At 56.8% G+C, this 25,038-nt stretch carries 20 protein-coding genes and 1 tRNA gene; 13 read left to right on the forward strand and 8 right to left on the reverse strand.

The genetic code is table 11. The annotated features are described in order from the left end of the window. Window positions 1-89: 89 nt before the first annotated feature. The 5 genes from CYB_RS12825 to CYB_RS12845 form a co-directional block, all read right to left on the reverse strand. Window positions 90-1,688, reverse strand: a complete 1,599-nt coding sequence (locus CYB_RS12825) for a DUF6930 domain-containing protein (RefSeq protein ID WP_011434236.1) — start codon at window positions 1,686-1,688, stop codon at window positions 90-92. 189 nt (window positions 1,689-1,877) lie between these two features. After that, window positions 1,878-1,950: transfer RNA gene (locus CYB_RS12830), tRNA-Thr, on the reverse strand. 83 nt (window positions 1,951-2,033) lie between these two features. Beyond that, entirely contained in the window at window positions 2,034-2,729 is a 696-nt protein-coding gene (locus CYB_RS12835; RefSeq protein WP_011434237.1) for a TPM domain-containing protein, read from the reverse strand. A gap of 260 nt (window positions 2,730-2,989) precedes the next feature. Next, window positions 2,990-4,117 (reverse strand): FAD-binding oxidoreductase, encoded by a 1,128-nt coding sequence (locus CYB_RS12840; RefSeq protein ID WP_238376807.1) that lies wholly within the window; start codon window positions 4,115-4,117, stop codon window positions 2,990-2,992. Window positions 4,118-4,187: 70 nt separating this feature from the next. Beyond that, a complete protein-coding gene (locus CYB_RS12845; RefSeq protein ID WP_011434239.1) occupies window positions 4,188-5,450 on the reverse strand; it encodes an RNA-guided endonuclease InsQ/TnpB family protein in 1,263 nt (420 codons plus the stop codon). Window positions 5,451-6,033: 583 nt separating this feature from the next. On the opposite strand from CYB_RS12845, the gene CYB_RS12850 reads away from it, so the two are divergent. From CYB_RS12850 to CYB_RS12860, 3 genes are all read left to right on the forward strand, one after another. After that, window positions 6,034-7,038, forward strand: coding sequence for a cytochrome c oxidase subunit II (locus CYB_RS12850; RefSeq protein ID WP_041436839.1), 1,005 nt, complete (start codon window positions 6,034-6,036; stop codon window positions 7,036-7,038). Between the two features lie 77 nt (window positions 7,039-7,115). Continuing rightward, window positions 7,116-8,822, forward strand: a complete 1,707-nt coding sequence (gene ctaD / locus CYB_RS12855; RefSeq protein ID WP_011434241.1) for a cytochrome c oxidase subunit I — start codon at window positions 7,116-7,118, stop codon at window positions 8,820-8,822. 118 nt (window positions 8,823-8,940) lie between these two features. Beyond that, window positions 8,941-9,552, forward strand: a complete 612-nt coding sequence (locus CYB_RS12860) for a cytochrome c oxidase subunit 3 (RefSeq protein ID WP_011434242.1) — start codon at window positions 8,941-8,943, stop codon at window positions 9,550-9,552. Here the strand turns inward: CYB_RS12860 and holA are convergent. Further along, complete coding sequence (gene holA / locus CYB_RS12865; protein ID WP_011434243.1) at window positions 9,540-10,532, reverse strand: DNA polymerase III subunit delta; 993 nt, start codon at window positions 10,530-10,532, stop codon at window positions 9,540-9,542. The genes CYB_RS12860 and holA overlap by 13 nt on opposite strands. A gap of 145 nt (window positions 10,533-10,677) precedes the next feature. Next, window positions 10,678-11,832: an RNA-guided endonuclease InsQ/TnpB family protein gene (locus CYB_RS12870; protein ID WP_011434244.1), complete on the reverse strand. Its 1,155-nt coding sequence runs from the start codon at window positions 11,830-11,832 to the stop codon at window positions 10,678-10,680. A 927-nt stretch (window positions 11,833-12,759) separates the two neighbouring features. On the opposite strand from CYB_RS12870, the gene CYB_RS12880 reads away from it, so the two are divergent. The 4 genes from CYB_RS12880 to ispD all read left to right on the forward strand — a co-directional run bounded on the left by CYB_RS12880 (window position 12,760) and on the right by ispD (window position 17,097). After that, window positions 12,760-14,175 carry an IctB family putative bicarbonate transporter gene (locus CYB_RS12880; protein WP_011434246.1) on the forward strand — a complete coding sequence of 472 codons (1,416 nt, stop codon included), beginning with the start codon at window positions 12,760-12,762 and terminating at the stop codon, window positions 14,173-14,175. Window positions 14,176-14,326: 151 nt separating this feature from the next. Beyond that, window positions 14,327-14,665 (forward strand): P-II family nitrogen regulator, encoded by a 339-nt coding sequence (locus tag CYB_RS12885; protein WP_011430352.1) that lies wholly within the window; start codon window positions 14,327-14,329, stop codon window positions 14,663-14,665. 151 nt (window positions 14,666-14,816) lie between these two features. Then, window positions 14,817-16,229, forward strand: coding sequence for an ammonium transporter (locus tag CYB_RS12890; RefSeq protein WP_011434247.1), 1,413 nt, complete (start codon window positions 14,817-14,819; stop codon window positions 16,227-16,229). Window positions 16,230-16,389: 160 nt separating this feature from the next. Further along, window positions 16,390-17,097 (forward strand): 2-C-methyl-D-erythritol 4-phosphate cytidylyltransferase, encoded by a 708-nt coding sequence (ispD, locus tag CYB_RS12895; protein WP_041437650.1) that lies wholly within the window; start codon window positions 16,390-16,392, stop codon window positions 17,095-17,097. Between the two features lie 40 nt (window positions 17,098-17,137). Here the strand turns inward: ispD and CYB_RS15755 are convergent, their stop codons facing one another. Further along, on the reverse strand, window positions 17,138-17,497 hold the full coding sequence (locus CYB_RS15755; protein WP_148202775.1) for a DUF559 domain-containing protein: 360 nt from the start codon (window positions 17,495-17,497) through the stop codon (window positions 17,138-17,140). A gap of 91 nt (window positions 17,498-17,588) precedes the next feature. Between CYB_RS15755 and CYB_RS12900 the strand changes: the two genes are divergently transcribed. The 6 genes from CYB_RS12900 to sufU all read left to right on the forward strand — a co-directional run bounded on the left by CYB_RS12900 (window position 17,589) and on the right by sufU (window position 25,029). Then, window positions 17,589-18,806 (forward strand): RNA-guided endonuclease InsQ/TnpB family protein, encoded by a 1,218-nt coding sequence (locus CYB_RS12900; protein WP_011434249.1) that lies wholly within the window; start codon window positions 17,589-17,591, stop codon window positions 18,804-18,806. 461 nt (window positions 18,807-19,267) lie between these two features. Continuing rightward, window positions 19,268-20,068, forward strand: coding sequence for a precorrin-4 C(11)-methyltransferase (gene cobM / locus CYB_RS12905; RefSeq protein ID WP_011434250.1), 801 nt, complete (start codon window positions 19,268-19,270; stop codon window positions 20,066-20,068). 188 nt (window positions 20,069-20,256) lie between these two features. Next, a complete protein-coding gene (locus CYB_RS12910) occupies window positions 20,257-22,338 on the forward strand; it encodes a tetratricopeptide repeat protein (RefSeq protein ID WP_041436843.1) in 2,082 nt (693 codons plus the stop codon). A gap of 38 nt (window positions 22,339-22,376) precedes the next feature. Then, entirely contained in the window at window positions 22,377-23,204 is an 828-nt protein-coding gene (locus CYB_RS12915) for a sulfurtransferase (RefSeq protein WP_011434252.1), read from the forward strand. Further along, on the forward strand, window positions 23,201-24,379 hold the full coding sequence (locus tag CYB_RS12920; protein WP_011434253.1) for an NAD(P)/FAD-dependent oxidoreductase: 1,179 nt from the start codon (window positions 23,201-23,203) through the stop codon (window positions 24,377-24,379). Before CYB_RS12915 ends, CYB_RS12920 begins: the two co-directional genes overlap by 4 nt. A 167-nt stretch (window positions 24,380-24,546) precedes the next feature. Beyond that, on the forward strand, window positions 24,547-25,029 hold the full coding sequence (gene sufU / locus CYB_RS12925) for a Fe-S cluster assembly sulfur transfer protein SufU (protein ID WP_011434254.1): 483 nt from the start codon (window positions 24,547-24,549) through the stop codon (window positions 25,027-25,029). Window positions 25,030-25,038 lie beyond the last annotated feature (9 nt).

Consider the following 25,038-nt stretch of genomic DNA (forward strand, 5'->3'; position numbering starts at 1 on the left):
AAACCTGCCAGAGATAGAAAGAGGGGATCCCGGCTGGGAGAAAGTTGCTCAGGTTACCAGCAGCACCTAACCTGCCTCCATCTGGACGGTCAAGGCAAGTGCAATTGTCGGCTAATCCGCACCATCGGCCCCAGTCCCAGTCCCGTTGGGTTCAAAGCCTGCATCTCAAACAAGGCCAGAATGTGGCGCACTTGCAGCTCTGGACGCGTAGAATTCACCCCCATCGCCACCACCAAGCCGCAATAGCCACCCGTATCCCGGCAACGCCGCTCCCAGCGCTTGCGAGCCATGGAGTGAACGGGATCATCTTCGGGAAACTCTCCAAACAGGTGCAGATCGCGATTGCCCGTTTGCACAATTTCCAAGTCGTAGCGATCGCCATCGAAGGGATCCACCCCTGTGTTGAAACAAACGCCTTGCGGCCCACCTTCCCCACGCAAATTCTCGATGAGCTGCTTTGCTTTTGATCGAGAGGTGCGCACAATCACCACCGGCAGCCCTTCTCCATTTTTCACCAGCTTGCTTTGGGGGAGGGGATGCCATTGCCCCGTGCGACGCAGCATTTCCACCGTTGTCCACGGCAAGACCCCCAGACCTATCTGCGCGCCCTCGGGCACCAAATCATCCCGCAGCAGGGTTTGGGCAGGTTCTTCCTCCTCCCCTTCCAGCTGCAGCAGCTCTTCGGCCACGTCCGGCAGGGTGCGCACCTGCACCGAAATGGTTGTCCCCTTCTCTTGGGGATTGGGAATGCGGTACCGGCCTTGATAGGGTCGAAAGTCATCTTCCAGCTTGCGGTGGTACTGCTTGAAGAAGCGATGCAAGGCTTCCAGGGCCACCGATAAGGCCGCCGCCTCATCCTCCTGCAAAGTCACGCGCAAGCCTTCCAGGGGGTGAATGGTGCCGAAGTTCGGCTCAATTTCCTCAGGATCCAAATCTGCCAAGTCCAGATCCGGCAGTTCGTTAAGTTCAGGATTGCGAGCTTGGAATGTGAGATAGAGACAATCTTGTCTGAGGAAGGCTTCCTCCATCTCTTCGGGAGTATCCGGCTGGCCCGCATCCTGGCGAAACTGTTTAAGAGAGGGCAGCGAGCGATAAAAAAGCACCCCATACTCCATGCCCAACCGCCCCATCACCGAGAGATAAAGGGTTTGGATGTCCCAGTGATCTAGGTCGATGGCCAAGATTTGGTGATCCTCTAGGTAATCCCAGGGAGCATCTCGCCAGAGGGTAAGGGCTTTGCCGGCCAGCAACTCAACATAGTGTTCCGGCAGAGGGGGAGGGATCCGTTCGTTGGCCTCTTCAAAGCTCTGCAGGATCTCATCGATTAGAGGCAATTCCGGCTGGCATTCCACCTTGATGTCCAGCTCGTGCAGGATGCCGCGCAAGAAAAATTGCACCTCTCGATCCCGCACGATGATCTTCTGGGGGCGAGCAGGTGAGGCAGCATGGGGCCGCTCCATGGCCACAATCAAGGTTCGCACCATCGGCTCAAAGCCAGAATCGGCGGGCACTACTTCCATGGCCCGTACCACGCCCTGAGCGCCATCTACCCAAAGAATGCACTCCCCCTCTGTCTGGGATCCCATGGGTGGCGATCCTGAGAGCTTGTGGCGATCCCCTTCCCACACGGAGGGCACCTGGGGCAGCTTTTGCAATCGACGAACCGTAGCGGCTGGGAGACCGGACATAGACATCCAAGGAGAATCAGGAGAACAACCCAATCGGCTGAGTAGGTATGCCAAACTGAGCAGGGATCGGCCTTGGCCTCCTGTCAACAAGACCCAGGGATCCCGCTAATGCCAATCTAACCACCAGTGTAGAAGCTGAGTTCTGCTTCAGCGAGAGGAGACGGCAGAGCCCAGCTCTATAGCAACAAAAGCTGATGGTCAGATTCGAACTGACGACCGCTCGATTACAAGTCGAGTGCTCTACCAACTGAGCTACACCAGCAATTTCTGCTCACCGATTCTAGCATTTGTCCCCTGCGAACTGGGGCTCGCAGGGAAGGACGCCCAGCCGACTTCACGAGTCAGCTACTGCTGATCCACTGCCGGGCGAGCAATGGGAGCCAGGTAGATCACCAAAGCCCCTGCCAAAAACCCCAAGACGTTGCGCAACACCGGGATCCAATCCTGCGTGCGTGTGACCACCGGCCCGATACCGAAGGCCCCGAACAAAATAAACCACAGGGGAGAAATGAGCAAGGCCCAACGCCAGTTAAACAGCTCCTCCGCATGGCGGGGCTTGCCGGCAAACCCGAAGACAATCCCGCCCAAAATCGAGGTCACCAGCGTTAGGATCCACTGCTCTTGAGGCAGGCCGGGCACCACACGGCAGCCCCCCTGATGAAAGCAGCGATCCAAGACATCAACGGTCTCCAGGATGGCGCGTTGGGTGCCGTGCTCCCGCACATAGAATTGGTTGCCAAAGCGAGATTGCAGCTCAATCCAAAAGGTACGTGGCAAGATCTCGCGCACAGCATCCCCCACATTAAACGCCAGCAAGTTGCCCCCCCTGGGATCCGCCACCATCAGAACGCTGCGCTCATTCAAGCCCCAGTATTCCTTCACCTGACGACCCGGTGTTTGGTCGAACTGAGTCAGCACCCGCAGCTTCCAGCCGGTGTCTTGCTCTAACTTGTTCAGATGCTGGGCCAGTTGAGCTTCCTGATTGCTGGTCAACTGATCCGCCAAGTCCAAGACCGGCACGGGCGGCTGAGGCAGCTCCATCGGCACCACCGGCAGGGCAGGTTGCGCCCAGGTCAGGGATCCCCCGCCCACCGCAATCAACAGCCCAAGGCAAAAGCCCACCCCAACGCGGAGTATCCGTTGCCACTCGATGCTCATGCTGATCCCTCTCTTAGCTTTGACGCTGAGATACTGAGAAATGATGTTAAGAAATGTTTCAATTTCTTATAGATCTATCATGCACCGGAACAAGACGTTTGGCCAGAGGGATCCCGAGGAAGCAGCGGTGGCGAGGGCGATGTTTATATCAAGCTGGGGCTAAAGGTGCCGGCAGGGTCGAAGTGCTGCTTCAGCTTGCGCATTAGGCTGGCAGCCGGGCCAAAGTCATGGGCAAGAGCCCTCTTCAGAGCTGGCGGCGCCTCCAGAAGCAGGAGAAATCCGCCTGCGGACTTGAGGTAGCGTTGCAGTTGCATTAGGGATCCCACTTCTGGCTGAACCAGCCAAGCCCGCCCTAGCCCACAGCCTCGGTGCAGTTGCACCTGAGCCCCAGGGAATAGGGTTTGAAACTGCTCCAATGTTGCCAAGCTCTGACTGGGCAGGCACCCGAACTTGGCCAGCACCGCCCCTGAGCCGGGTTGAGGCAGGGACAGAGAGCCGGGATTCACTTCCTGCAAAGTCAGCCCTGCAGGGGCCAGCCGCCGCGTTTGGGCCATCTGTTGGGCGATTGCTCGCTCCGATCCATGAAAGCTGAGCCAAACCTGGGATCCCTCTGCCCTTAGCCAGAGATCCACCCCCACAGGGTTAACCGGGCCGGTCAGCACCTGCTGACACAGGACCTCCAGCTCCGGCAAAGATCCTATGGCCAGCAAAGCAGACTGAGCTGCCGGCAACGGGTAAAGCCGTAGGCTCACCTGGGTCAAAATTCCTAGGCTGCCCAAGGATCCGGTGAACAGCTTCATCAGGTCATAGCCAGCAACATTCTTGACAACCCGCCCGCCCGCTTTGGCCACCTCCCCATCCGCCCGCACCCAGGCTATGCCCAGTAGCAAGTCGCGGATCCCGCCGTAACGCCAGCGCAGAGAACCCGTATCGGCAGTGGCGATAATGCCCCCCAGGGTAGCCCGCTCCGGATAGAGGGGATCCACCGGCCACCATTGCCCCCGCTCCGCCAAAATGGGTTGCAGTTCCGCCAAAGTCATACCGGCTTCCACCGTAACGGTGAGATCGGCGGCTGCATGGTCGATGAGCCGGCGTAAGCCACGTGTGCTGAGAACCAGATCCACCGGCTCCACAGAGTGGGCCCAGCCCCACTTGCTCCCCTGCCCCAGCGGCAGCACTTTCCGCCCTTGGCACTCCTTTAAGATTCCGGCCAATTCCGAGACCGTTGATGGAGTCTGGATCGGCAAGGGATCCCCTGGATCAGATAGCAAGGTCGCCAGTGAATGGGGAGAAGACATTGGGGAAAGCGAAGCAGAGAGTGACATCCTCCCGACGCTGACCCTACGGGTACAGCGCGGGCTTCCTAACCTCACGGTTAGGCATTCCTGCCCCACGCCACTTATCTAGGTCATAGACCCCCGACAGAACGACTTGGCAGGCTGTTTCCGTTCCCCAGAGTCCCTGGGCTACTACATTCTCTAGTCCACGATGCAAAACCATTTCTGCTGCTGCATGGTCACGATGAGTTCGATACCCACACTCAGGACAATGATGCTCCCTTGCTGTCAACGTTTTGCTGACAGTAGCAAAACATTTGGGACAGGTTTGGCTAGTCCCGTTGGAGTTGACTTTAGCGAAGTACACTCCACGTTTCCAGCACACCCATTCCAACAGAGACAGAAATTGTCCAAAGGCGGCATCAACACAACCTTTTCGCAGCATTCCCCGTGTCAAGCCTGTGACATTGAGGTCTTCTGCAAAGATGGTTTGCGCTTGGTCACAAAGCTTATGAGCCGTCTTCAGGTGGAAATCTTTACGACGGTTCGCAATCCGATGGTGCATTCTGGCAACTTTGATTTGTGCCTTCTCCCAGTTTCGTGACCCCTTCTGTTTTCGTGCCGCTCTGCGTTGCAGCAATTTCAGCTTGCGTTGCATCGACCTAAAAAACTTGGGTCGCTCCTGGAAGCTACCATCTGAAACCGTCAAAAACCGTTCCAATCCCAGATCAATCCCAATCGCACGACCGTGAACCGGAGCATCGGGAACCGATATGTCCGATTCGATGGTAACGACGACATACCATTGCGTCCCTCTTACCTTGGACAGTACCCTCACCTGCTTGACCTTGAACCCATCTGGGATAGGACGATGCAAGTTGATAGGCACTTTTCCTATCTTTGGTAGCTTGATACTGCTGCCGGAGATGGGATTGTCCTTGAACTGGGGAAACACAAAAGACTTAAATTGGCCTTGTTTCTTGAAACGGGGAAACCCATATCCCCGCTTCTGGAATGCCTCCCAAGTATCATGCAGCCTGCGAATCGTAGCCTGCAAGACCTGAGAATGCACCTTGGCCAAATGCGGGAATTGCTTCTTTGCTTTGGGTAGGTTATTTTGCTGACGATGATAAGACGGGAATGGCTCATCGGCAGGAATGATGTACTCCTTCTCCAGTGAGCATCTGTCTATGGGACACTTACGGGAAGCAATCCAGTCTTTGAGTTCGCGCAAAGCGTAGTTGTACACGCCTCTGCACGTCTCAAGCCACGACCGCAGCTTGGCCTGCTGCGCGGCATCTGGATAGATCCGGTAAGTGTAGTTCATGGTCAGCATAGTGGCAGTTTACCACAAGCTATAGCTGCTGGTAAATACTTGTCTTATCCCATCGAGAGAATCGACAAGTGCGGGGAGTCCATGTATCCCGACGCTGATGCTTTGCATACAGCGCGGGACTTATAGCTCCCCGCGCCCCTCCTTTGTTAAAGAGAGAAAACCTGTCCAAACCAGCCCAATTGCGGGGTTATCCCACCCTACCTCAGTCTGCGGGCAACAAGAACCTCTGTTTGGAGAGATGGCCCTCAACCAGAGCCGGCCTTCAGTGCAGTACCGCCCTTGCGCAGGTCTGCCGAAAATCTCGGAACCAAAGCTCTGTCTCGCCGCTGCTCACCCAGCAAGATCCTGAAGAGATCCATAAGTCTACACAACTTTCTTTCCCCCGCGAACTAGTATTTGATAGCGGTGGGAAGTCCGTGCACAGCGGATCGGGCTCCATAGGCAAAAATTTTGTAAGCCCTGTAAGCAATGTAAACAAAAACAAAAAACGGCAACAGTAGAAAACGTAGTCTGCAAACGCTGTGGGCGGATTGTCTGCTAGGGTAGATGCTCTCTGTATTGGGGAAAAGCAGTCGTGAGTGCGATTAGCAACATCATCTTGGTGGGTATGGGGATCCTCCTGACCCTGGCAAGCCTTTGGTACGGGCAAAACCACCATCTGCTTCCCGAATCTGCTGCCGAATCAGCCCCCTTGTTCGACAGCCTCTTTAACAGCACCATGACCATTGCCACAGGGATCTTTTTGGTGGTACAGGGAGTGCTTCTCTACTGTATTGTCCGCTACCGCAAGCGGCGAGGCGACAAAGGCGACGGGGATCCCAATCACGGCAATGTGCTGTTGGAGATCGTGTGGACGGCGGTGCCGGCGGTGATCATTCTTTGGTTGGGCTTGGCCAGTATAGATGTCTATCAGGCTGTTTACGGGGGCACCGATGTGGGCGGCCATATCCACACGGCCATGGTGATGGAGTCTTCCCACGAAGCTGAGGCGGGGGATCCCGGCTACGCTTATACCCCTGTAGTGCTACCCGGGAAGGAAATGGGCCAGCCGGATCTGGTCGTTCAGGTGCAGGGCATGCAGTACGCTTGGCTGTTCACCTATCCGGAGTCCGGCCTGGTGGCCAGCGAGCTGCACCTTCCTCTGAACAAGCGGGTGCGCTTGGATATGACGGCTCTGGATGTGAACCATGCCTTCTGGGTGCCGCAGTTTCGCCTCAAGCAGGATGTGATCCCGGGCCGAGAGACCCACCTGGAGTTTGTGCCCACTCAACTGGGGCAGTACCCCATCATCTGCGCAGAGCTGTGCGGCCCCTATCATGGGGTGATGGCAGGGCAATTGTTTGTGGATACGCCGGAAGACTTCGAGCGCTGGCAGCAGGAGCAAGTTTTGGCCGCCCGTGGCGAGGGCAGCACCTTGGCCCTCGTTTCAGATTTCTCGCCAGTCCATCCCTCTCCTCGGCCAGGCTCCCCTGAGGCCGAGTCTGCCTTTGCCCATGTCCACCACCAGCGTTTGGGCGTCTCCCCCTCAGATTTGAAGTCTCTCCAGTCCCATTCTGGATCCCTTCCTTCCGCAGGCTAGCTGGGATCCCTGACGCCCCTTTGGCCTGCGCTTGTGGGAACAACATTCTGCCAACGCGATATAGGAGCTTTTGTGCAATGACCCAGCTGCAAGACAGCCCAAGACTTGTTGCTGCACCGAAGGTTGAACTTGAACTTCCTGCTGAGCCTTGGTGGCGCTTCTTTACCTTCTCCACCGATCACAAGGTCATCGGGATCCAGTACTTGGTGACCACCTTTTTCTTCTACTTGGTGGGAGGGGCGCTGGCGACGGCAGTACGGGCAGAGCTGGCTACTCCAGAGGCCGACTTTCTCGGCTTTGAGCGGTACAACGGTGCCTTTACCCTGCACGCCACGATCATGATCTTTTTGTGGATCGTGCCTGCTTTGGTGGGGGGCTTTGGCAACTACCTGGTACCGCTGATGATCGGGGCGCGGGATATGGCCTTCCCCAAGCTGAATGCAGTGGCCTTTTGGCTGGTTCCGCCCACAGGGATCCTGCTTTTGGCCAGCCTGTTCATAGAGGCTCCGGCTGCCGGCTGGACTTCCTACCCCCCCCTCAGCTTGATCAGCGGCAAGGTGGGGGAAGAACTCTGGATCCTGAGCATTTTGTTGGCAGGAACCTCTTCCATCCTGGCGGCGGTTAACTTCATCACCACCATTCTGAAGATGCGCATGCCCGGCATGAAGATGGAAGACATGCCGCTGTTTTGCTGGGCCATGCTGGCAGCATCTATTCTTACCCTCATTGCAACACCGGTTTTGGCTGGTGCGTTGATCTTGCTCAGCTTTGACCTGTTGGCGGGTACGGCCTTTTTCAACCCCAGCGGCGGCGGGGATCCGGTGGTGTACCAGCACATGTTCTGGTTCTACTCCCACCCGGCGGTGTACATCATGATCTTGCCGGTCTTTGGCATGATCTCGGAGATTTTGCCGGTGCATGCCCGCAAGCCCATCTTTGCTTACAAAGCCATTGCCTATTCCAGCTTGGCCATCTGCTTTTTGGGGTTGATCGTCTGGGCGCACCACATGTTCACCAGCGGCACCCCTGACTGGATGCGGGTGTTCTTCATGATCGCCACCATGGCCATTGCCGTTCCCACTGGGATCAAGGTGTTTAGCTGGCTGGCCACTTTGTGGGGCGGCAAAATCCACTTCCGCTCGGCCATGCTGTTTGGCATGGGTTTTGTCTCGATGTTCGTGATCGGCGGCTTGAGCGGGATTATCCTCGCCTCGGTGCCTCTGGATATCCACGTTCACGACACCTACTTTGTGGTGGCCCACCTACACTACGTGTTGTTTGGCGGCAGCGTCTTTGGGATCTATGCCGGCATCTACCACTGGTTCCCCAAGATGACGGGGCGCATGTTGAATGAGTTTTGGGGGCGGGTACATTTTGTGCTGACCTTCGTCGGCTTCAACATCTGCTTTCTGCCGATGCACAAGCTGGGCCTGATGGGGATGCCCCGCCGGGTGGCCCAGTACGATCCCCAATTTGCCGACCTCAACTGGATCAGCTCGGTGGGGGCCTTTGTTCTGGCCATTTCCACCCTGCCCTTTTTGGTTAACGCCATCTACTCCTGGGTGGCCGGGCCAAAAGCTGGGGATAATCCTTGGCAGGCCCTGACACTGGAGTGGACAACTTCTTCTCCCCCGCCCCATCACAACTTTTATGGGGATCCCATTTTGCTGACCGGCCCCTATGACTACGGTTTGCACAGCAAGGAGACGCTGGACTACTTTGCTGCTCAGTTGCAAACCTTGCGGGAGCTGGCGCTGGCAGAAGCGGAGCCTACTTCTTCTTAGCAGGCCGGATGCCCGGTGGGCGGCTGATCCCCTGCTCACTGGGTATTCCAGTCTTGGCTGGGCTGCTTGTACAGCCTCAAGAAGTCTCAGGAATTCAGGAATTTAGGTGGAAAGGAATATGCAAGGATCCCTTGCCTCTGAAACGCTGATGGTTGGCCACTCAAGGGCCCACACTGCCCACGCTGAGCACCCAGATCATCGCGTCTTTGGCATCTTGATGTTTTTGGTGGCAGAAGGCTGTCTTTTCCTAGGGCTGTTCATGGCCTACCTGGCCTACAGCCTCACCGCTCCTGTCTGGCCGCCGGAGGGAACCCCAGAGCGGGAATTGCTCTTGCCCGGGATCAACACGGTGATTTTGCTCTCCAGCAGCTTCGTCATTCACAAAGCTGGGTCGGCCATCAAGGCCGATGATGTCAGGGGTCTGCGGCTGTGGTTTGCCCTCACAGCGCTGATGGGGGCGGTTTTCCTGGCAGGGCAACTCTATGAGTACAGCAACCTGGAGTTTGGCCTCACCACCAATTTGTTTGCCAGCACCTTCTATGTTTTAACGGGGTTTCATGGTCTCCACGTGATGGCAGGGTTGCTGTTTATTCTGGCAGTGCTCTGGCGCTCCTTTAAACCCGGCCACTACAGCGCTCAACATCATTTTGGCGTCGAAGCTGCCGAGATCTACTGGCACTTTGTGGATGGGGTTTGGATCGTGTTGTTTATTCTGCTCTACTTGCTCTGAGCTCGGCCTTCACCCAATATAGCCACGATTTGGATCAGCGCTTCTTGAAAGGCATCTCGTTCCGGCTGTCCTTGCTTGAGGTTGTATTCCAATTGCAAAAGCTGCTGCATTGCTTTCAGTAAAGCTGTGGTCTTCAGGGATCCCACCTCTTTTTGCAGAAAGTAAACCCGATTGGGATTCCCGATTTCTGCTTTCTGGGCGATGACCTTGGGATCCCGTTCTCCCTGATCCAGCAGCAGCCGCACCCATAGCCAGGTGCGAAATTGGCCCACCAACACCGCCAGAACCTTCAGAGCCGGCTCGTTGTGATCCAGCAGATGGGTCAAGATGCGTAGGGCTTGTTCCAGATTCCCTTTGCGCAGGGATCCCGCCAATTGAAAGCTGTTGTAGGCGCTGGCGGGAACTAACGCCTCGACTTGTTCAGGAGAAATGGGATCCTGTTGACCTGCCGTAAACAGGGCCAGCTTTTCCAATTCCATCGCCAAGCGACGGGAGTCATTGCCCACCGCCTCGGCCAATTTCTGGGCGGCTGCCGGGCTGAGGGCCAGATCCCGTTGTTCAGCTTCCCGCTGCACCTGCTGGAGAATGCCCTCCTCATCCCAAGGGGCCAGTTGCGAAAACTCGCGGACAATGGCCGTTTTTTTGAGGATTTTGGTGGATTTCAGGCGCCCATCCGGTTTGCTGCTGGTGGTCAAGAGCAAATGGGTGGTGGGGGGCAACTGGGCCAGTGTGCGCTCCACTTCTTCCCACAGATCTTCCGAGCAATGGTGGGTGAGCGTCGTCTCTTCCAGCCAAACCAAGCGGGCGGTGGATCCCAGCGGCGGGGTCATGGCTTGGTTGAGCCCGGCAATCGTGGATTCCGGCGGCAGGCGATCGTAGTTAAAAGCAGCCCAGTGGGGATCCAGCACTTGGTCGCGCAACTGCTGCACCGCCTGCATCAGGCGATAGGTGTCATCTCCCCAGTACAGGTAAACGGGCACGCTTCGACCGAGTGATTTACGAGATGCTTTTCCCCTACTTCCTCCATTTTGCGTAGGTCAGTTCCCCTTGTCTAAGCGGTTTGGCCGGGATCCCTGCTCAACTTGGTGGAGGGAGTCAGTCCAAGTAAACTACCCGACACCCGCGCTACGCGCAGGGTGCGGGCTTTATCCCAATCCCTAGCGGCCCCAGAGGACAGCTAAGTTTCGGAATTTCAGGCGAGTTTACAGTCGCCCCAAGGAGAGAGATTACTTGAGCAGCGTTATGGTCAGCATCCCCTTCCCACCCACAATGTCCACACTTGAACGACTTGCCATTGCGGTAGGATTTACCCCGCTCAGGGTGGATGTGCAGGCATTTGTGGCAGGTCTGACTGGTGTAGGCAGGCGGCACCAGCACCACAGGCACTCCAGCAATGGCAGCCTTGTAGGCTACAAACATCCTGAGCTGGTAGAACGCCCAGTTGTTAGTCCTGCGCCGCTCAGCCTTACTTCGAGACTTCTGATTCAGGCAATCTCTGATGCCTGTCAAGTCTTCAAAAGCCAGTGCCGCACCAATAGCCTGGGCATCCCTGACCAAGGTTTTGCTGATGTTGTGGTTCAGCCATGTCTGGTAGCGCCGTTCTCTCCCAGAGAGCCTTCTCAGCAGTCTCCTAGAGCTGCGAGTGCGTTTGGATTGAACCTTGGCGCGTACACGGCTGAACCGGTCACGGACGGCCTGGATGTGCTCTCCACTCCAAGAGCGTCCGTTGCTAGCGGTGGCGATATCCCGCCTGCCCAAGTCAACTCCGATCACCTTTGGAGTTTTGCCAGTCGGGGGAGTATCCAATTCAACAGCAATGTTGATGTAGTAGTCCCCTTGCTTGGTCTTGGACAGGGTTGCGCTTGTCGGCTTCTGGCCTCGCAGAAGCGCTATCTGGTAGCCACCGATCTTGAGCTTGAGCCAAACCCGTCCGCTCATCAGGGTCACGCCCACGGCTTGGTCGGACTCTCGGTACTTAAAAGTACGCGCGTCCAAAGTCAGACTGGTGGGGCGGAACTTGTGGACTTGCTTCACCGCCTTAGCATTGCTAATCACCCGACGGAGCGCCTGACAGACGTGGTTGGCTTTCAGCCCCGTTGCTGCCCTTACCGGCCGATAGACCAAGTGGTGCAGCTTGGCGGTGTTCCAGCAGTTCTTTTGTTTGGCGGTGTCGAGAATCTGGTTGCAAGCATTCGCAAAGCCCTGCAAAGTGCGGTCAATTTCTTGACGCAACTCTTGTGGGACTATCAGCTTGCAACGTACAGAGACAGTCTGGCTCATGGGCCTATTGTAGTTCATCCAGACTTGACCAGCAAACCTATATGGAGGAGGGCTTTCCTCCCGACACCAAGCCTGCGGCTATGGTGCGGGCCTCCAGCCCGAAAATTTGGTGAAGATACCGAGCCCAGCTTGACTCAAGTTGTTTAAGAATAGGTCAAGTACTCGCCCTGTCTGGCGAAAACAAAGGCATCTTTACATAACTTTCATAATCCAGAAGTCTCCGCAGCTCAAAAAGTTCTGTATTCCCACTGAAGAGGTTTCGTAGACCTTCTCCTACAGTTGAATTAAGAGCAGAGACTGCAGGGTTAAAGATTATGGATGGCATTGGCGAGTTTGAGTTTAAGGTGCAAATCTTAGCCCGTTGCATGGGATCCGCCCTGGGTCTGGGCCGTCCTACTCGTATTCAGATTCACTATTCCAACTCCAATTCCCAGAACGCAGTTAGAGCCAAGGAAGGTTGGTCTGGATCCCGCTTAGGCGATCAAATCCCTTCTCCTAATGCCGAAGGTGAAAGAGGATCTCAAGGTCAAGTGTTAGCCTGTGTTGCCTGAAGAATCTTTTGAGAATCGGTCTGTGGTAGGTCAGGAGATCTTCGATTGCGGCAATCCAACATTTGATTGAAGATTGAGATAGAGCTTTTTGTAGTTTTTCCTGCTGTTCTTCTTTGCTTTTTACAGAGACTTGTTCTTAAGATTGAAAACCTAACTTTGATAACTCTTCGGTGCGTTTTGTCTTGTAGAGTCTTGTGAGTCAGCCGGTTCTTTGTTTTTGTTGAGGGGTACTTTGTCCGGCTGGCGCGATAAGAAGTTGCGCTCTTCTTCGTTGTCTCTTTGCCTCTGGGGATATAAGCTAGAACTTCGTCCCACCGACACAATCGGAAGGTGACTTGGGGCGTATGAACTTGTGCCCAACAGGCTCCGGAGGGTTATGGAACGAGCAACGCAACTGTGGCAGGGTTTTCTGCTGCGCGACTTTCCCATCAAGGCTTGGCAGCAGGGGAGCCTTTTGGGCCGCCTATTGGGATCCCTGCAAAGTTGGGGGAAGAGCAGCATATTGGTTCAAACTTCCGACCGGATTGGCCTGGGGCTAGTGCTGCTCTACTGGATTTTCTCTGCGCAAAGCTCCACCGGCATCCTGGGCCTGATTTTGCTGGCTATGGCCGCTCTGGTGGGCCTGGGCACTTTGGTGGAAACGCCGATTGGGCTGCCGCTGCATCTGCCCCTGGTCCTTTTCTGGGGAATCGCCACCTTGGCAACGATTCTCTCTCCGGTTGCCTACGCAGCACGGGATGGCTGGCTGAAGTTGACTCTCTACCTGGCTGGTTATCTGTTGTTGCATCGTCTGCTGCGCAAACCCCAATTCCGAGATGGGATTGTGGGATCCCTGCTTTTGGTCAGCTTGGTGATGGGGATCCATGGCCTGCGGCAATACTTTTATGGGGCAGCAGAACTGGCCACCTGGGTGGATCCGGAGTCGGGTTTGGCGGGTCTGACGCGGGTGTACAGCTATCTGCGCAATCCAAATCTGTATGGGGGCTACTTGATCCCGGTCATTCCCCTGGGGCTGGCCGCCACTTGGATTTGGCCCAGTTGGGGGGCGAAACTCCTGGCCGGGTTTACGACGGCGGTGAACCTGATTTGCCTGTTGCTCACCTACAGTCGTGGCGCCTGGATTGGGGGGCTGGCCATGCTCACCCTGATGGCCGTGCTGTTGGCACAGTGGCATTCTGTCGATTTGCCAGCCCGCTGGCGGCGTTGGGCCTTGCCGGCCCTGTTGGGCGGAGGGGGGGCTGCTCTGTTGCTCGGGATCCTGACGGTACGCTCCCTGCGGCTGCGGGTGCAGAGCCTTTTTTGGGGGCGGTTGGATACCAGCAACAACTTTCGCCTCAATGTCTGGGCGGCGGTGCTGGAGATGATCCGCGACTTTCCCATCTTGGGGATCGGCCCCGGCAATGTTGCCTTTAACCGCGTCTATCCCCTCTACCAACGAGGCAACTTCAGCGCCCTTGGAGCCTATTCGGTGCCGCTGCAGCTCACCGTAGAGACTGGCTTCATCGGATCTTTAACTTTCGCCTGGTTCCTCTTGGTGCTCTGGGATCACGGCTGGAGATGCTGGAAAACTTTGCTCAACTTGCGGGATCCCCAGGGTCTGTGGGTGGCAGCGGGCTTGGCCGCTTGCACCGGCATGATGGCCCACGGCTTGGTGGATACCATCTGGTATCGTCCCCAGGTACAAATGCTGTGGTGGCTTGCGGTAGCGCTCATTACAGCCAGCTTGGCCTCTCTTAGCCCTCAGCCGCCCGTGGATGTTGGTGAGACCCCATCGGAGGCTTCCTCCCGTTAGGGTAGCTTAAGCTTGACCTTCCAGTCTTGACGGGAGCCAACCCAGAGTGGTAAGCATCTTCAGTAGGAGATAAAAAATGTATCCGTTTTTACAATTCACAGGTGTTGGTAGTGTTAGAAATTAGCGGAACTGTTCAGGGTGCAGGAGGCAGATGAAAAAGATCGAGGCCGTGATCCGGCCATTTAAGTTGGATGAGGTCAAAATTGCTTTGGTCAATGCCGGGATTGTCGGCATGACCGTAAGTGAAGTACGGGGTTTTGGCCGGCAAAAGGGACAAACCGAGCGTTACCGGGGATCCGAGTACACGGTAGAGTTCCTACAAAAGCTGAAAGTGGAGATCGTGGTCGAAGATGACCTGGTGGATACGGTGGTGGAGAAGCTGATTGCAGCGGCTCGCACCGGCGAAATTGGGGACGGCAAGATTTTCATCAGCCCCGTCGAAAAAACCATCCGCATCCGCACTGGCGAACTCAACCAAGATGCCCTGTAAGGAGGGATCTTTGGGGTTTGGGCTACCCGTCCTGAGCCTTGTGGGGGTTTGCTGCATGTCTCTTTTGCTATATACCTGATGAGATGTTCTTGCCCCACTTTCCGGGTAATGTCTTTTGAGAAGTACTGTCCCTTTAGGTGAGTCGAAAAGCATGAGTACAACAATGATCCAAAAGCTCAAGAGCCAGGTGCCCCAGTGGCTCTGGCGACCGGCCAGGTGGAGTCTGACTGCTGCTCTAATGGCTGCGCTGGTCTTTCTATTCGGCCAGGGAACTGCCTTTGCTCAAGAGGCCGAGGCAGTTCAGAAACACGCTGACATTGTTTGGACGATCGTGGCAGCAGCCTTGGTGTTCTTCATGCAGGCAGGGTTCGCCATGGTGGAGACGGGCTTTACCCGCGCCAAGAATGCCGCCAACATCATGATGAAGAACTTGATGGACTTCTGCATGGGCTGTTGCGCCTTCTGGTTCATCGGGTTTGGCCTCATGTTCGGCAACAGTGGTGGCTTGTTCGGCACCGACTGGTTTGCTTTTGGCTGGCAGCAGGCTTACGAGGCAGATGGCTGGCCCTTTACTTTCTTTGTCTTCCAGATGGTGTTTGCCGCCACTGCCGCCACCATTGTTTCCGGAGCCATGGCGGAGCGCACCAAGTTCTTGGCCTACTTGATCTACTCCATCGTTATTTCTGGGCTAATCTACCCCATCTCTGGGGGTTGGGCCTGGAACGGGCTGTTCGGCGACTACAACGGCGGCACAGCCGGCTGGCTGGAAAATCTGGGCTACATTGATTTCGCTGGATCGGGGGTGGTGCATTTGGTAGGCGGCGCTGCGGCCTTGGCAGGCGCCTTTGTGCTCGGCCCTCGCATTGGCAAGTACGGCCCTAATGGAGAACCGCGGGCGATCCCTGGCCACAACCTGCCGCTGGGGATGTTGGGGGTGTTTATCCTCGCCTTGGGCTGGATCGGGTTTAATGCCGGTTCCACCACTGCAGCCTCTGTCGATATTGGCTGGATTGCCATGAATACGCTGCTGGCAGCTTCGGCTGGAGCAATTGGGGCGATGTTCACCTCTTGGGTTCATTTTGGCAAGCCGGATATGACCTTTGCCGCCAACGGTGTCCTGGCCGGCTTGGTGGGGATCACTGCCCCTTGCGATAGCGTCCATCCTTTGGGTGCTCTGATCATCGGCTCGGTGGCCGGGATTCTGGTGGTGATTTCGGTGGTGATCCTGGATACGGTGCTGAAAATTGATGACCCGGTGGGCGCGATTTCGGTACACGGCACCTGTGGTATCTGGGGGGTGTTGGCAGCAGGGATCCCCTTCTTTGCCAATGCCAACTATGCTGAAGAGGTCACCTGGGCCCAATTTGGGGTACAAGTGGTGGGCGCTCTGTTCTACTTCCTCTGGCCCTTTATTACCTGCTTGATCCTGTTCTATATCCTCAAGGCTGTAACCGGCCTGCGCACCAGCGCCGAGGAAGAGATCGCCGGTTTGGATGTGGGCGAGCATGGCAACGTGGCCTACCCCGACTTCGTTACTGCTGCCACCGATTCGGAGCAATCTTGAGCCGTTGTGCTCGGTCTGACCTGGGGTTGCCGGATCGGAGCATTGCTGAACTGAGCATCAAATGAGCATCAAAAGGGAGGGTCAGGGCTGGCCCTCTCTTTTATGGCTTGTTGACCTCAAGCAGTACACTGGGATCCGGTTGAATGCGCTTTTGGATCCCATGCACCTTCTGATCCCGGCGGCTGGCAGCGGCAAGCGAATGGGAGCTGCGGTCAATAAGCTGTTGCTGCCGCTCTTGGGTCAGCCGATTTTGGCTTGGACGTTGCAGGCTGCGGATCAGGCCAGCTCCATCGAGTGGATCGGCATTCTCTCCCAACCCGGCGATTGGCCAGCCATCGAGCAGATCCTGGCGGCAATGGATCTGTCCACGCCGGTGCAGCTTTTACAAGGGGGGGCGACGCGGCAGGAGTCGGTTTACAGGGGGGTTGAGTATCTCTATAACCTGGGAACAGTAGAGCGGGTGTTGATCCACGATGGGGCCCGCTGCCTAGCTACCCCTAAGTTGTTCGATCGCTGTAGTGCTGCTTTGCAGCAGGTGGATGGTCTCATCGCGGGGATCCCTGTCAAGGACACGATTAAAGTCGCTGAGGCAGGCCCAAAAGGGATCCAAATTCAGTCAACCCCAGAACGCAGCCGGCTGTGGGCAGCGCAAACGCCGCAGGGGTTTCGCCTGTCGATGCTATGGCAAGCCCATCGGGAGGCTCTGGCCCAGGGTTGGCAGGTAACCGATGATGCAGCCCTATTCGAGAAGCTGGGTTGGCCAGTCTACATCGTCGAAGGGGAGGAATCCAATCTGAAGCTAACCACCCCCCTAGATGTGTTGCTGGCCGCACAAATCTTGCAGCAGCGTCTCGGACCAGCGCGTTAGCTCAATTCAATCCCGGTAGGGCCAGTCTCAACCTTGGGAATTAAAAGTAGGAAGGAGGAAATCTAGGTTCACTAAGAGCACTTTGATCACCCCATCTCTTGTGGTCCGTTGGAAATGAAAATGATAAGTCTGGCTGTTTAGAATCTAATGCACCCAAGACACCTGAAACCAAGCAAAAGATGAGATTAATGCACTTTTCACTTTCTTCATAAACTTGCCGTTCTGAGAACCGAACTACAACCCAGCCTCTATCCGCTAGATAAGCATCACGCTTACTTTGCTTAGGATCATTCACAGTATGGGCTGGCCTACACAGATTACCTTCAAGAAACCATGGCTCATCAATTTCAATGTCAATGAGTAAAACGAGTGATCTTTTTCCATCTCTAGATACCTGCATTGCGATATCAGCTAGAAATCGCAGGAGCCCCGCACTGTACCCGTAGGGTCAGTGTCGGGAGGAATGCGCTTTGATGAAGTACAATGAACTTATGAGCCAAGTCCTGACCATCTCCTGCAAGCTCAAGGTGTCCCAGTCGCAAGCCGCTAAATTGGACGCGACGATGGATGCCTTTGTGCAGGCACTGAACTGGGTCAACCAGAACACGCCGGAGAAGATCGTCAATGCGGTCAAACTGCAATCCCTTTGCTACTACGAGATTCGCGCCCGATTCGGCTTGTCTAGCAACTTGGCCCAACAGGTCTGCAGACGGGTGGCAGGCGCTCGCAAAGTGGCGAGACAGCGCAACCGTCCAGTTAAAGAGTTCAAGCGTAGGTTCGTTACCTACGACGCACGCATCTTCTCGTTCCGTCAAAAAGACTGGACGGTGTCGCTGACCACGGTGGAAGGGAGAGAACGCTTTGAACTGGCCATTGGCAACTACCAGCGTGGGATGCTGGCTGGTTCCAACCCCAAATCTGCCACCCTGGTCAAGCGCAAAGATGGCTCCTACTACATCCAGATTTGCGTAGAGAAAAAACCACCCAAGCAACAAGATACCGACAAGGTGATCGGGGTGGACTTGGGGAGGACAGATATTGCCCATACGTCAGAGGGGGACAACTGGAATGGACAGCAGTTGAACAAAGTCCGCGACCACTACTCCCGGTTGAGGGCGGTACTCCAACGCAAAGCCAGTAAGGGCACACGCAGTTCGCGGCGCAGATGCAGAGAACTGTTGCAACGGCTGTCTGGCAAGGAGAGACGCTTTCAGTCGCGTCAGCGTTGCGTAGCAAAAACGTGGGTCAATCATCGCATCTCCAAAGCTATTGTCTCTAGGGCAAAAGCTACCAACAGCGCTATTGCTCTGGAAGACTTGACAGGGATCCGGGAAAGGGTCAATCAACAACCCCGCAGCAAAACCGAAAGGCGCAGGGCCAACAGTTGGGCGTTCTACCAACTACGTCAATTTCTGGAATACAAGGCGAGGGTTGCAGGGGTTTCTCTGATTCTTGTGCCGCCTGCCTACACGTCGCAGACCTGCCACCGGTGTTTGCACATCCATCCCGACCCTGCGCAATCCTACCGCAGTGGCAAGTCGTTCAAGTGTGGGCACTGTGGATGGGAAGGAGATGCGGACTTGAATGGTGCAAACGTAATTGCGCTCTTGGGGGCTGCCGTAAACCAGCCTAGAGGTTCGGGCCTGTTTTGTTCTCTGGTAGAGCAGAGCAGGCTCAGGGCTACTGAAAGCCCGCTCCGTACCGCTTAGCGGTCGGAGCCGGGTAGTTTACGGGTATAGCACCGGACACTAGACTGCTCTATGCACCAGCACCAGTTGCCCATGCCGATTGCAGCTTGCCCATCAAAGGCTGGGGTAGCTCGGGTAGATTTGGCCTAACAGGGCGTTCCGGCATTCGAGGTAGTTCAGGTTCCGTTGGGCGCTCCGGCATCTGTGGCGGCTCCGGCTCCAGCGGACGGGCAGGCATCTGTGGCGGCTCCGGCTCCGGCGGGCAAGGTGGGAGATCTGGCCCCCTCAAGAGGAGAGCAATCGGCTGGGGTAAAACAACGTAGGGATAATAGTCTTCCCGAACGTACCTTAAGATGGGATGCGAGTGCCTGTCGTGATCTTGCATGCTTGAGCCTCCAGATAAGTTCCCTTGGAATCCAGTTTGAAAAGACTTTGGAAAAGGGATCTTCAAAGAGGCCCTTGAAGGGGTAGGAAGCAAGCAAATGCGCGAACCGACGTCGTGGCCTGTCTACATTGTCGGGGCTGGCCCCGGGGATCCGGAGCTGATTACCCTGCGGGGGCAAAGACTGCTGGCGGAAGCCGATGTAGTGTTCTACACAGGTTCTTTGGTGCCAGAGGGAGTGCTGGCCCATTGTCGCCCTGGGGTTGAGGCCATTGACACCCGCTCCTTCACGCTGGAAACGCTGCTGCCGCAAATTGTGGAACGGGTCAAGGCGGGGCGGCGGGTGGTGCGGCTGCAGGATGGGGATCCCTGCCTTTACGGCGCTCTGCACGAGCTGCTGATCCGGCTGGCGGAGGCAGGGATCCCTTTTGAGATCGTGCCGGGAGTAAGCGCCTTTCAATTGGCAGCCGCCCGTTTGCAGGTGGAGTTGACCATACCCAAGTTGGTACAGACGATTATCCTCACCCGCGCCAGCGGTCGCACCCAGGTACCGGAAGCAGAAGCCCTGGCCAGTCTGGCAGCCCACCGCGCCTCTTTGTGTCTATATCTGAGCGCCCGCCACGTAGAACAAGCGCAGGCAGATCTGCTGGCTCACTACCCCGCCGATACCCCGGTTGCCGTTTGTTATCGCTTGGGTTGGCCGGACGAACAGATCTGGCTGGGATCCCTGGCCGAGATGGCCGCCCTCACCCGGCAAGCCGGCTTAGAACGCACAGTGCTCTATCTCGTCAGCCCTGCCTTGAAAGGCTTGTCAAGCTCCAGGTCTGCCCGCTCGCGGCTCTACAGCCCTGACCACACCCACCTCTTCCGTCCCAGAATGGGCCGGCAGCCCCGTTTGTAACAGGCTCTTTCAGTATATTGACGGACTCCGGCAGATTGAGCACAATGAGGCAGCAAGATGAGGTCAGAGGCCTGGACTTCTGGCGAGGGGGTACTCGTTTTTGCCGAGAGAAGTGGATCCCTCTTGGATTGGAGTTGTTACAAGACCATTTTTTCACTCTCTAACTTAACTTTGCTAACTCTAACTTTATGGCTGGCTCATCTGCTGCTCGCAGCGTGGAAACCCTGATCAAGGCTCTGCAGAAGGCCCTGGCCCCCCTGCCAACCCGTTCGGCCCTGAAGCAAGATGCCCTTTACCTCATGGTGGATCTCCCACGGCAGGGGATGTTTAGCTGCTCTATGGTGTTGCATCGAGTTGCCAGCCAATTGGGGGGCTTGCCTGTGCAGGGAGTTAGCCAACTGGTGGTGTACGGTCGGCTTCAGGGGGAAACACAGCCGCAGTGGAAAAAAGTCTTCTACTTGTCCTCTGGGGAAAGCAGTGCCGATGCCACGCAGATTGTATTACCGGGCACCAAGATTTCTGAGATCAAGGTGCTGGAGGCCCAAAAACCTGTTGTGGATCCCGACCACAACTCCGATTTTCGCAAAGTTAAAACTCTGGGGGCACCGGTTCCCAAAATTCAGAAAGAGCGCTGGCCAGAAGCGGCTCCAAGCCAGGCCTCGGTTGGCCATGCCCCTTCCCAAGACGGGATCCCGACCCCTCTGCCTACAACTGCTCGCCCCAGTTCTCCTATCGACGTTCTGGCCAACTTTCCGACACTTGATCAATGGTTGCACAGGCCTGCTCTAAGGCCCTTCTTGGGGGGAGCTCTGGCTTTGTCTCTCCTGCTGGGGGCTGGGTTGGTGGTGCGCTCTTTTGGGCAAGCCGATGTTCCTGCCCGAGCCAGATCGCTGGGGCTGGGGATCCCGCTGTTGATCTTGGCTGCAGGGGGGGGCTGGCTGGGTTGGCAAGGCCGGCGTGCCATCAACACCTTTGAGCGGGAGGGATCCCAGGATCCCTTTACAGAAGGGCTGTCCTTTTTACAGGCCAATCCAATTCCTGAGGCAGTGGAGCGGTTTCAGGAGGCTGTGCGGCGACAGCCAGATCACGTAGAGGCCCACATTGAACTGGCCCATCTGTTGGCGAAAACCAACCGACTGCAGGAGGCATTGAGCCACTACCAACAGGCCAAACACCTGAACCCGAACTGGAGCGGCATCAACACCCACCTGGTGGAAACCCTGAAGGCTCTAGCACGGCAGTGGCTGGCCCAGCATCAGCCGGATGAAGTTCTGGCCCACTTACCCGAAGCATTCCCCCTCACCCAGGGATCCGCCCAAGCTGAGATCTATAGCCTGCTCGGCCAAGCCTGGGCAGAGAAGGGCAACTGGGCAGAAGCGTTGGCCCAGCAACAAAAGGCCCTGGGGCTGGATCCCCACTTCAGCGAGGCCCATCTTTGCGTTGCTCAAATTCGCCTCAAGCTGGGGCAATGGGACGAGGCCATCGATTCCTGTTGGGCTGCTTTGGAGTTGAATGATCGCCTGGGCCTGGGCCACGCCGTGATGGGACAAGCGCTGATGCGCAAAGGACAGCTAAAAGCGGCAATCGCAGCCTTCCGAACTGCTCTCAACCTGGATCTCGCTCCTGAGTTGGCAGCCGGTGTGCGGGTGGATCTGGGTTTGGCAATGGTGCATGCAGGTCATCTGGCTCAAGCCAGCCAAGAGTTCAGCCAGGTGATCTTCAATGGCCAGTTCAAAAGACAGCAGGCTCGCGCCTACTACGGCTTGGGCCTGGTGTTGGCAAGCCAAGAGCAATACAGCGAAGCTGTGAAGAACTACCGGCGGGCTTTGGAGCTGGCCCCCGATCTGCACGAAGCGATGGCCGCCATTGGCCTAGCCTACTTGGGGCCCAAACAACGGGATGCCTCTGGGCGCAAGTTCATCCAGCCTCAACAGTTGCAGCAGGCTATACAGCAGTTTGAACAGGCTTTGAAAGGAGACCCAGATCTGCCCGAAGCTCACTTTGGCATGGGAGAGGCGTCGCGCATCAAGGGGGATCTAACCTCGGCGGAGGCCAGCTATCGACGGGCCATTCGCAGCAATGGCAGCTATGGAGCAGCTCACTATCGTCTGGGATCCATCCTTGCCCGCCAAGGCAAGCTGGAGCAGGCCATTGAACACTTTCGCTCGGCTTTGGAAATCGCTCCCAACTTCTCCGAAGCCAGAGTGAGCCTGCAACGGCTTCTCTCCAAACAGATGGAAGAGGCCCATACCGGCCTACTCGTCCCGTAAGGTGGGATAGGATCTTCCAGTTAAGGTTCTCTCAACCCATGACACCAACGCCAGGTTGGGTGGTCAGCCCTGCAACCGCCATCCAGCTCATCCAACAAGGGGCAACGCTTCTGGATGCACGCAGTGCGGAATTGCAAGCCGACGGGATCCTGAAGGGTTCAATTCCGGTGAACTGGACGGAGTTTACTCAACCAGAGGCTGCAAACAGCGGCAAGCTGTTGGCAGATGATGCCCTTCTCACCGAAAGGCTGCAGGGCCTTGGCGTGTTTCAGGGGCGTCCGGTGGTGGTGGTGGCCGATCCGCTGCGGGGCTGGGGAGAAGATGGCTGGATCGTTTGGATGTTGCGCAGCTTGGGTCATCCCCAGGCAGTCATGGTGGACGGGGGCTATCCGGCCCTGGTGAAGGAGGGAGTGCTGACCACAACCCGACAAAGCGCCGACGAACCGCAACGGGGCGACTTTGTAGTGCAGCGAACCGACCGGTGGGAGATCGACCGGGACACTCTGCGGGCCAGCCTTGGCTCCGACCGTGTGGCCATCCTCGACAGTCGCGAAGCCCAAGAATACAAGGGAGCCACCCCCTATGGTGAGGCGCGCGGTGGACACATCCCCGGCGCTGTGCATCTCTACTACAAGGAGCTGATGGATGCGGCGGGATCCCTATTGCCGCCCGATGAAATTCACGCCCGCCTGCAAAAAGCCGGGATCCCTCCAGAAGCCGAGATCATTGCCTACTGCACAGCTGGGGTTCGCTCCGCTTGGGTCACGGTGGTTTTAACCCATTTGGGCCGGCAGGCCAAAAGCTATTCCGGTTCCATCCTGGAATGGGCAGCCGGGGATCTCCAGAAGTTCCCGCTCCAGCCATGAGGGGATCCCTGCCCACTGTGATCTTGGCCGGATGTGGCTATGGAGCCATCGACGCCTTGCGGGCGCTCAAAGGGCAGGCACGGGTGATCGCCATCAACCCCTATCCCTACAGTGTTAATTCAGGCATGTCCACGCGGCTGCTGAGTGGTCGGTTTTCTCTGGAGCTGGTGCGGATCCCTTTGCTGGAGCATATTCAAGCCAACGGCGCCCAGTTTTTGCCGGGGCGAGTCACCCACATCCAACCCGAAGCTCGAACCCTGACCCTGGAGAGTGAAGCCGGGATCCAAACTCTGGCCTACGACTATCTGTTGGTGAATGTGGGCCGGGAGTTGCGCCCCATCGATGGGATCCAACATGCCTTCACCATTCGACCGGCAGAACAATTGGTGGCTGCCCAAACCTGGATCCGGCAGTGCTGGCAACGGTCAGCCCAGGGGGATCGGACGCCGGGCCTGCTGACCTTTGTGGTGGCGGGAGGAGGCTGTACCGGCACAGAGCTGATGGGGGAACTCTACGATCTTTGCCGGGAAATGAGCGCAGAAACAGGGATCCCCTTGGCTCAAGCCCGGCTGATCTTGATCCATCGCCAGGCCCATCTGGTCGAGGGCTTCTCGGAACCCTTCCGCCGGGCGGTGGAAAGGGAAATCCGCCATCTGGGGGTGGAAATCTGGGCCGGATGTCAGGTGAAAGCCTTTGGGCCGGAGCAGGTGTGGCTCTCGGATGGCACCGAGTTGATAGCTCAGACCCGCCTGTGGGCAGGTGGCTTCCAGGTGCCGAGCTGGTTGAGCACCTGCGGCTTGCCAACAGGGCCGACGGGAGCCCTGCTCGTGGACAAATACCTGCGGGTGCAAGGCTCAGAGCACATCTTGGCGGTGGGGGACTGCGCTGACTTTGTTTGGGGATCCCGCCTCTTGCCCAAGATCGGCGTGTACGCGGTGCGCCAGGGGCCGATTGCAGCCCAAAACCTGCTGCGGCTCATCCGCGGCCAACCTCTGATCCCCTACCGACCGCAGGCCACGGTTTTTGTTTGTGTAACGGTGGGGAACCGCGTTGCCGTTGCCGAGAAAGGCAGGCTGGTCTGGCGCGGCTATGCAGCCACGGTGCTGAAGAACTTTTTTGATTGGCTGTACATGCGCAAACTTAAGCCCCTGCGCTGGCAGGAGTTTTTCTACTGACTCAAGCTCTACCAAGAACGGGGTTAAGATCAAAACCAGATGGGCCAGGTCGGGCTCGCTTCCCAAATCCTGAATATCTGAGAACTATGGCTATTCCCGGCGGCAATGGGCTATGAGCGGATCGACTTTTGCCGACCGGCCAGAGCAGCGACCAACCAGGAGCAACAATGCCTCTAGATAACCTGCGCGGACTCTATCAGCAAGTCATTCTGGAGCGGTACAAAAAGCCCCACAACTTCGGCAGAGTGGATCCCGTCCACCGCCACCAACGTGGCCACAACCCCTCCTGTGGCGACACCATCGACCTCACCTTACAACTGGATCCCAGCCAGGAGCGGATTGTCGATATCAAATTCGAGGGGGCAGGCTGTGCCATTGCCCTGGCTTCTGCCGATCTCATGGCGGATGCGGTGCGGGGGCGCACCATCCCCGAAGCTCTGCAGTTGGTGGAGCGCTTCCAAGCCATGATGCGCGGTGGCGAAGAGTTCCCGCGGGAGCAACGGGCTTTGAACGCCATGAAAGGGGTAGCCCAATTTCCAGTGCGCATCAAATGCGCCAACCTGGCCTGGCATGCGCTCAAATACGCGCTGGAATCGCCCGAACCCCAGGCCAATGGGTCGGCCTTTGTGAGCAACGAAAACACCGACTGACCAAAAGGC

The sequence above is a fragment of the Synechococcus sp. JA-2-3B'a(2-13) genome, from assembly GCF_000013225.1.
In the GTDB taxonomy this organism is placed as follows: Bacteria; Cyanobacteriota; Cyanobacteriia; order Thermostichales; family Thermostichaceae; genus Thermostichus.

What these genes read in the sequence shown, in the direction of transcription:
- CYB_RS12890 (WP_011434247.1), top strand. Translation starts at nt 14,817, where the DNA reads ATGAGTACAACAATGATCCAAAAGCTCAAGAGCCAGGTGCCCCAGTGG.
- sufU (WP_011434254.1), top strand. Translation starts at nt 24,547, where the DNA reads ATGCCTCTAGATAACCTGCGCGGACTCTATCAGCAAGTCATTCTGGAG.
- cobM (WP_011434250.1), top strand. Translation starts at nt 19,268, where the DNA reads ATGCGCGAACCGACGTCGTGGCCTGTCTACATTGTCGGGGCTGGCCCC.
- CYB_RS12915 (WP_011434252.1), top strand. Translation starts at nt 22,377, where the DNA reads ATGACACCAACGCCAGGTTGGGTGGTCAGCCCTGCAACCGCCATCCAG.
- CYB_RS12900 (WP_011434249.1), top strand. Translation starts at nt 17,589, where the DNA reads ATGAGCCAAGTCCTGACCATCTCCTGCAAGCTCAAGGTGTCCCAGTCG.
- CYB_RS12845 (WP_011434239.1), bottom strand. Translation starts at nt 5,450, where the DNA reads ATGAACTACACTTACCGGATCTATCCAGATGCCGCGCAGCAGGCCAAG.
- CYB_RS12910 (WP_041436843.1), top strand. Translation starts at nt 20,257, where the DNA reads ATGGCTGGCTCATCTGCTGCTCGCAGCGTGGAAACCCTGATCAAGGCT.
- ispD (WP_041437650.1), top strand. Translation starts at nt 16,390, where the DNA reads ATGCACCTTCTGATCCCGGCGGCTGGCAGCGGCAAGCGAATGGGAGCT.
- CYB_RS12920 (WP_011434253.1), top strand. Translation starts at nt 23,201, where the DNA reads ATGAGGGGATCCCTGCCCACTGTGATCTTGGCCGGATGTGGCTATGGA.
- CYB_RS12880 (WP_011434246.1), top strand. Translation starts at nt 12,760, where the DNA reads ATGGAACGAGCAACGCAACTGTGGCAGGGTTTTCTGCTGCGCGACTTT.
- CYB_RS15755 (WP_148202775.1), bottom strand. Translation starts at nt 17,497, where the DNA reads ATGCAGGTATCTAGAGATGGAAAAAGATCACTCGTTTTACTCATTGAC.
- CYB_RS12870 (WP_011434244.1), bottom strand. Translation starts at nt 11,832, where the DNA reads ATGAGCCAGACTGTCTCTGTACGTTGCAAGCTGATAGTCCCACAAGAG.
- CYB_RS12860 (WP_011434242.1), top strand. Translation starts at nt 8,941, where the DNA reads ATGCAAGGATCCCTTGCCTCTGAAACGCTGATGGTTGGCCACTCAAGG.
- CYB_RS12885 (WP_011430352.1), top strand. Translation starts at nt 14,327, where the DNA reads ATGAAAAAGATCGAGGCCGTGATCCGGCCATTTAAGTTGGATGAGGTC.
- CYB_RS12835 (WP_011434237.1), bottom strand. Translation starts at nt 2,729, where the DNA reads ATGGAGCTGCCTCAGCCGCCCGTGCCGGTCTTGGACTTGGCGGATCAG.
- CYB_RS12825 (WP_011434236.1), bottom strand. Translation starts at nt 1,688, where the DNA reads ATGTCCGGTCTCCCAGCCGCTACGGTTCGTCGATTGCAAAAGCTGCCC.
- ctaD (WP_011434241.1), top strand. Translation starts at nt 7,116, where the DNA reads ATGACCCAGCTGCAAGACAGCCCAAGACTTGTTGCTGCACCGAAGGTT.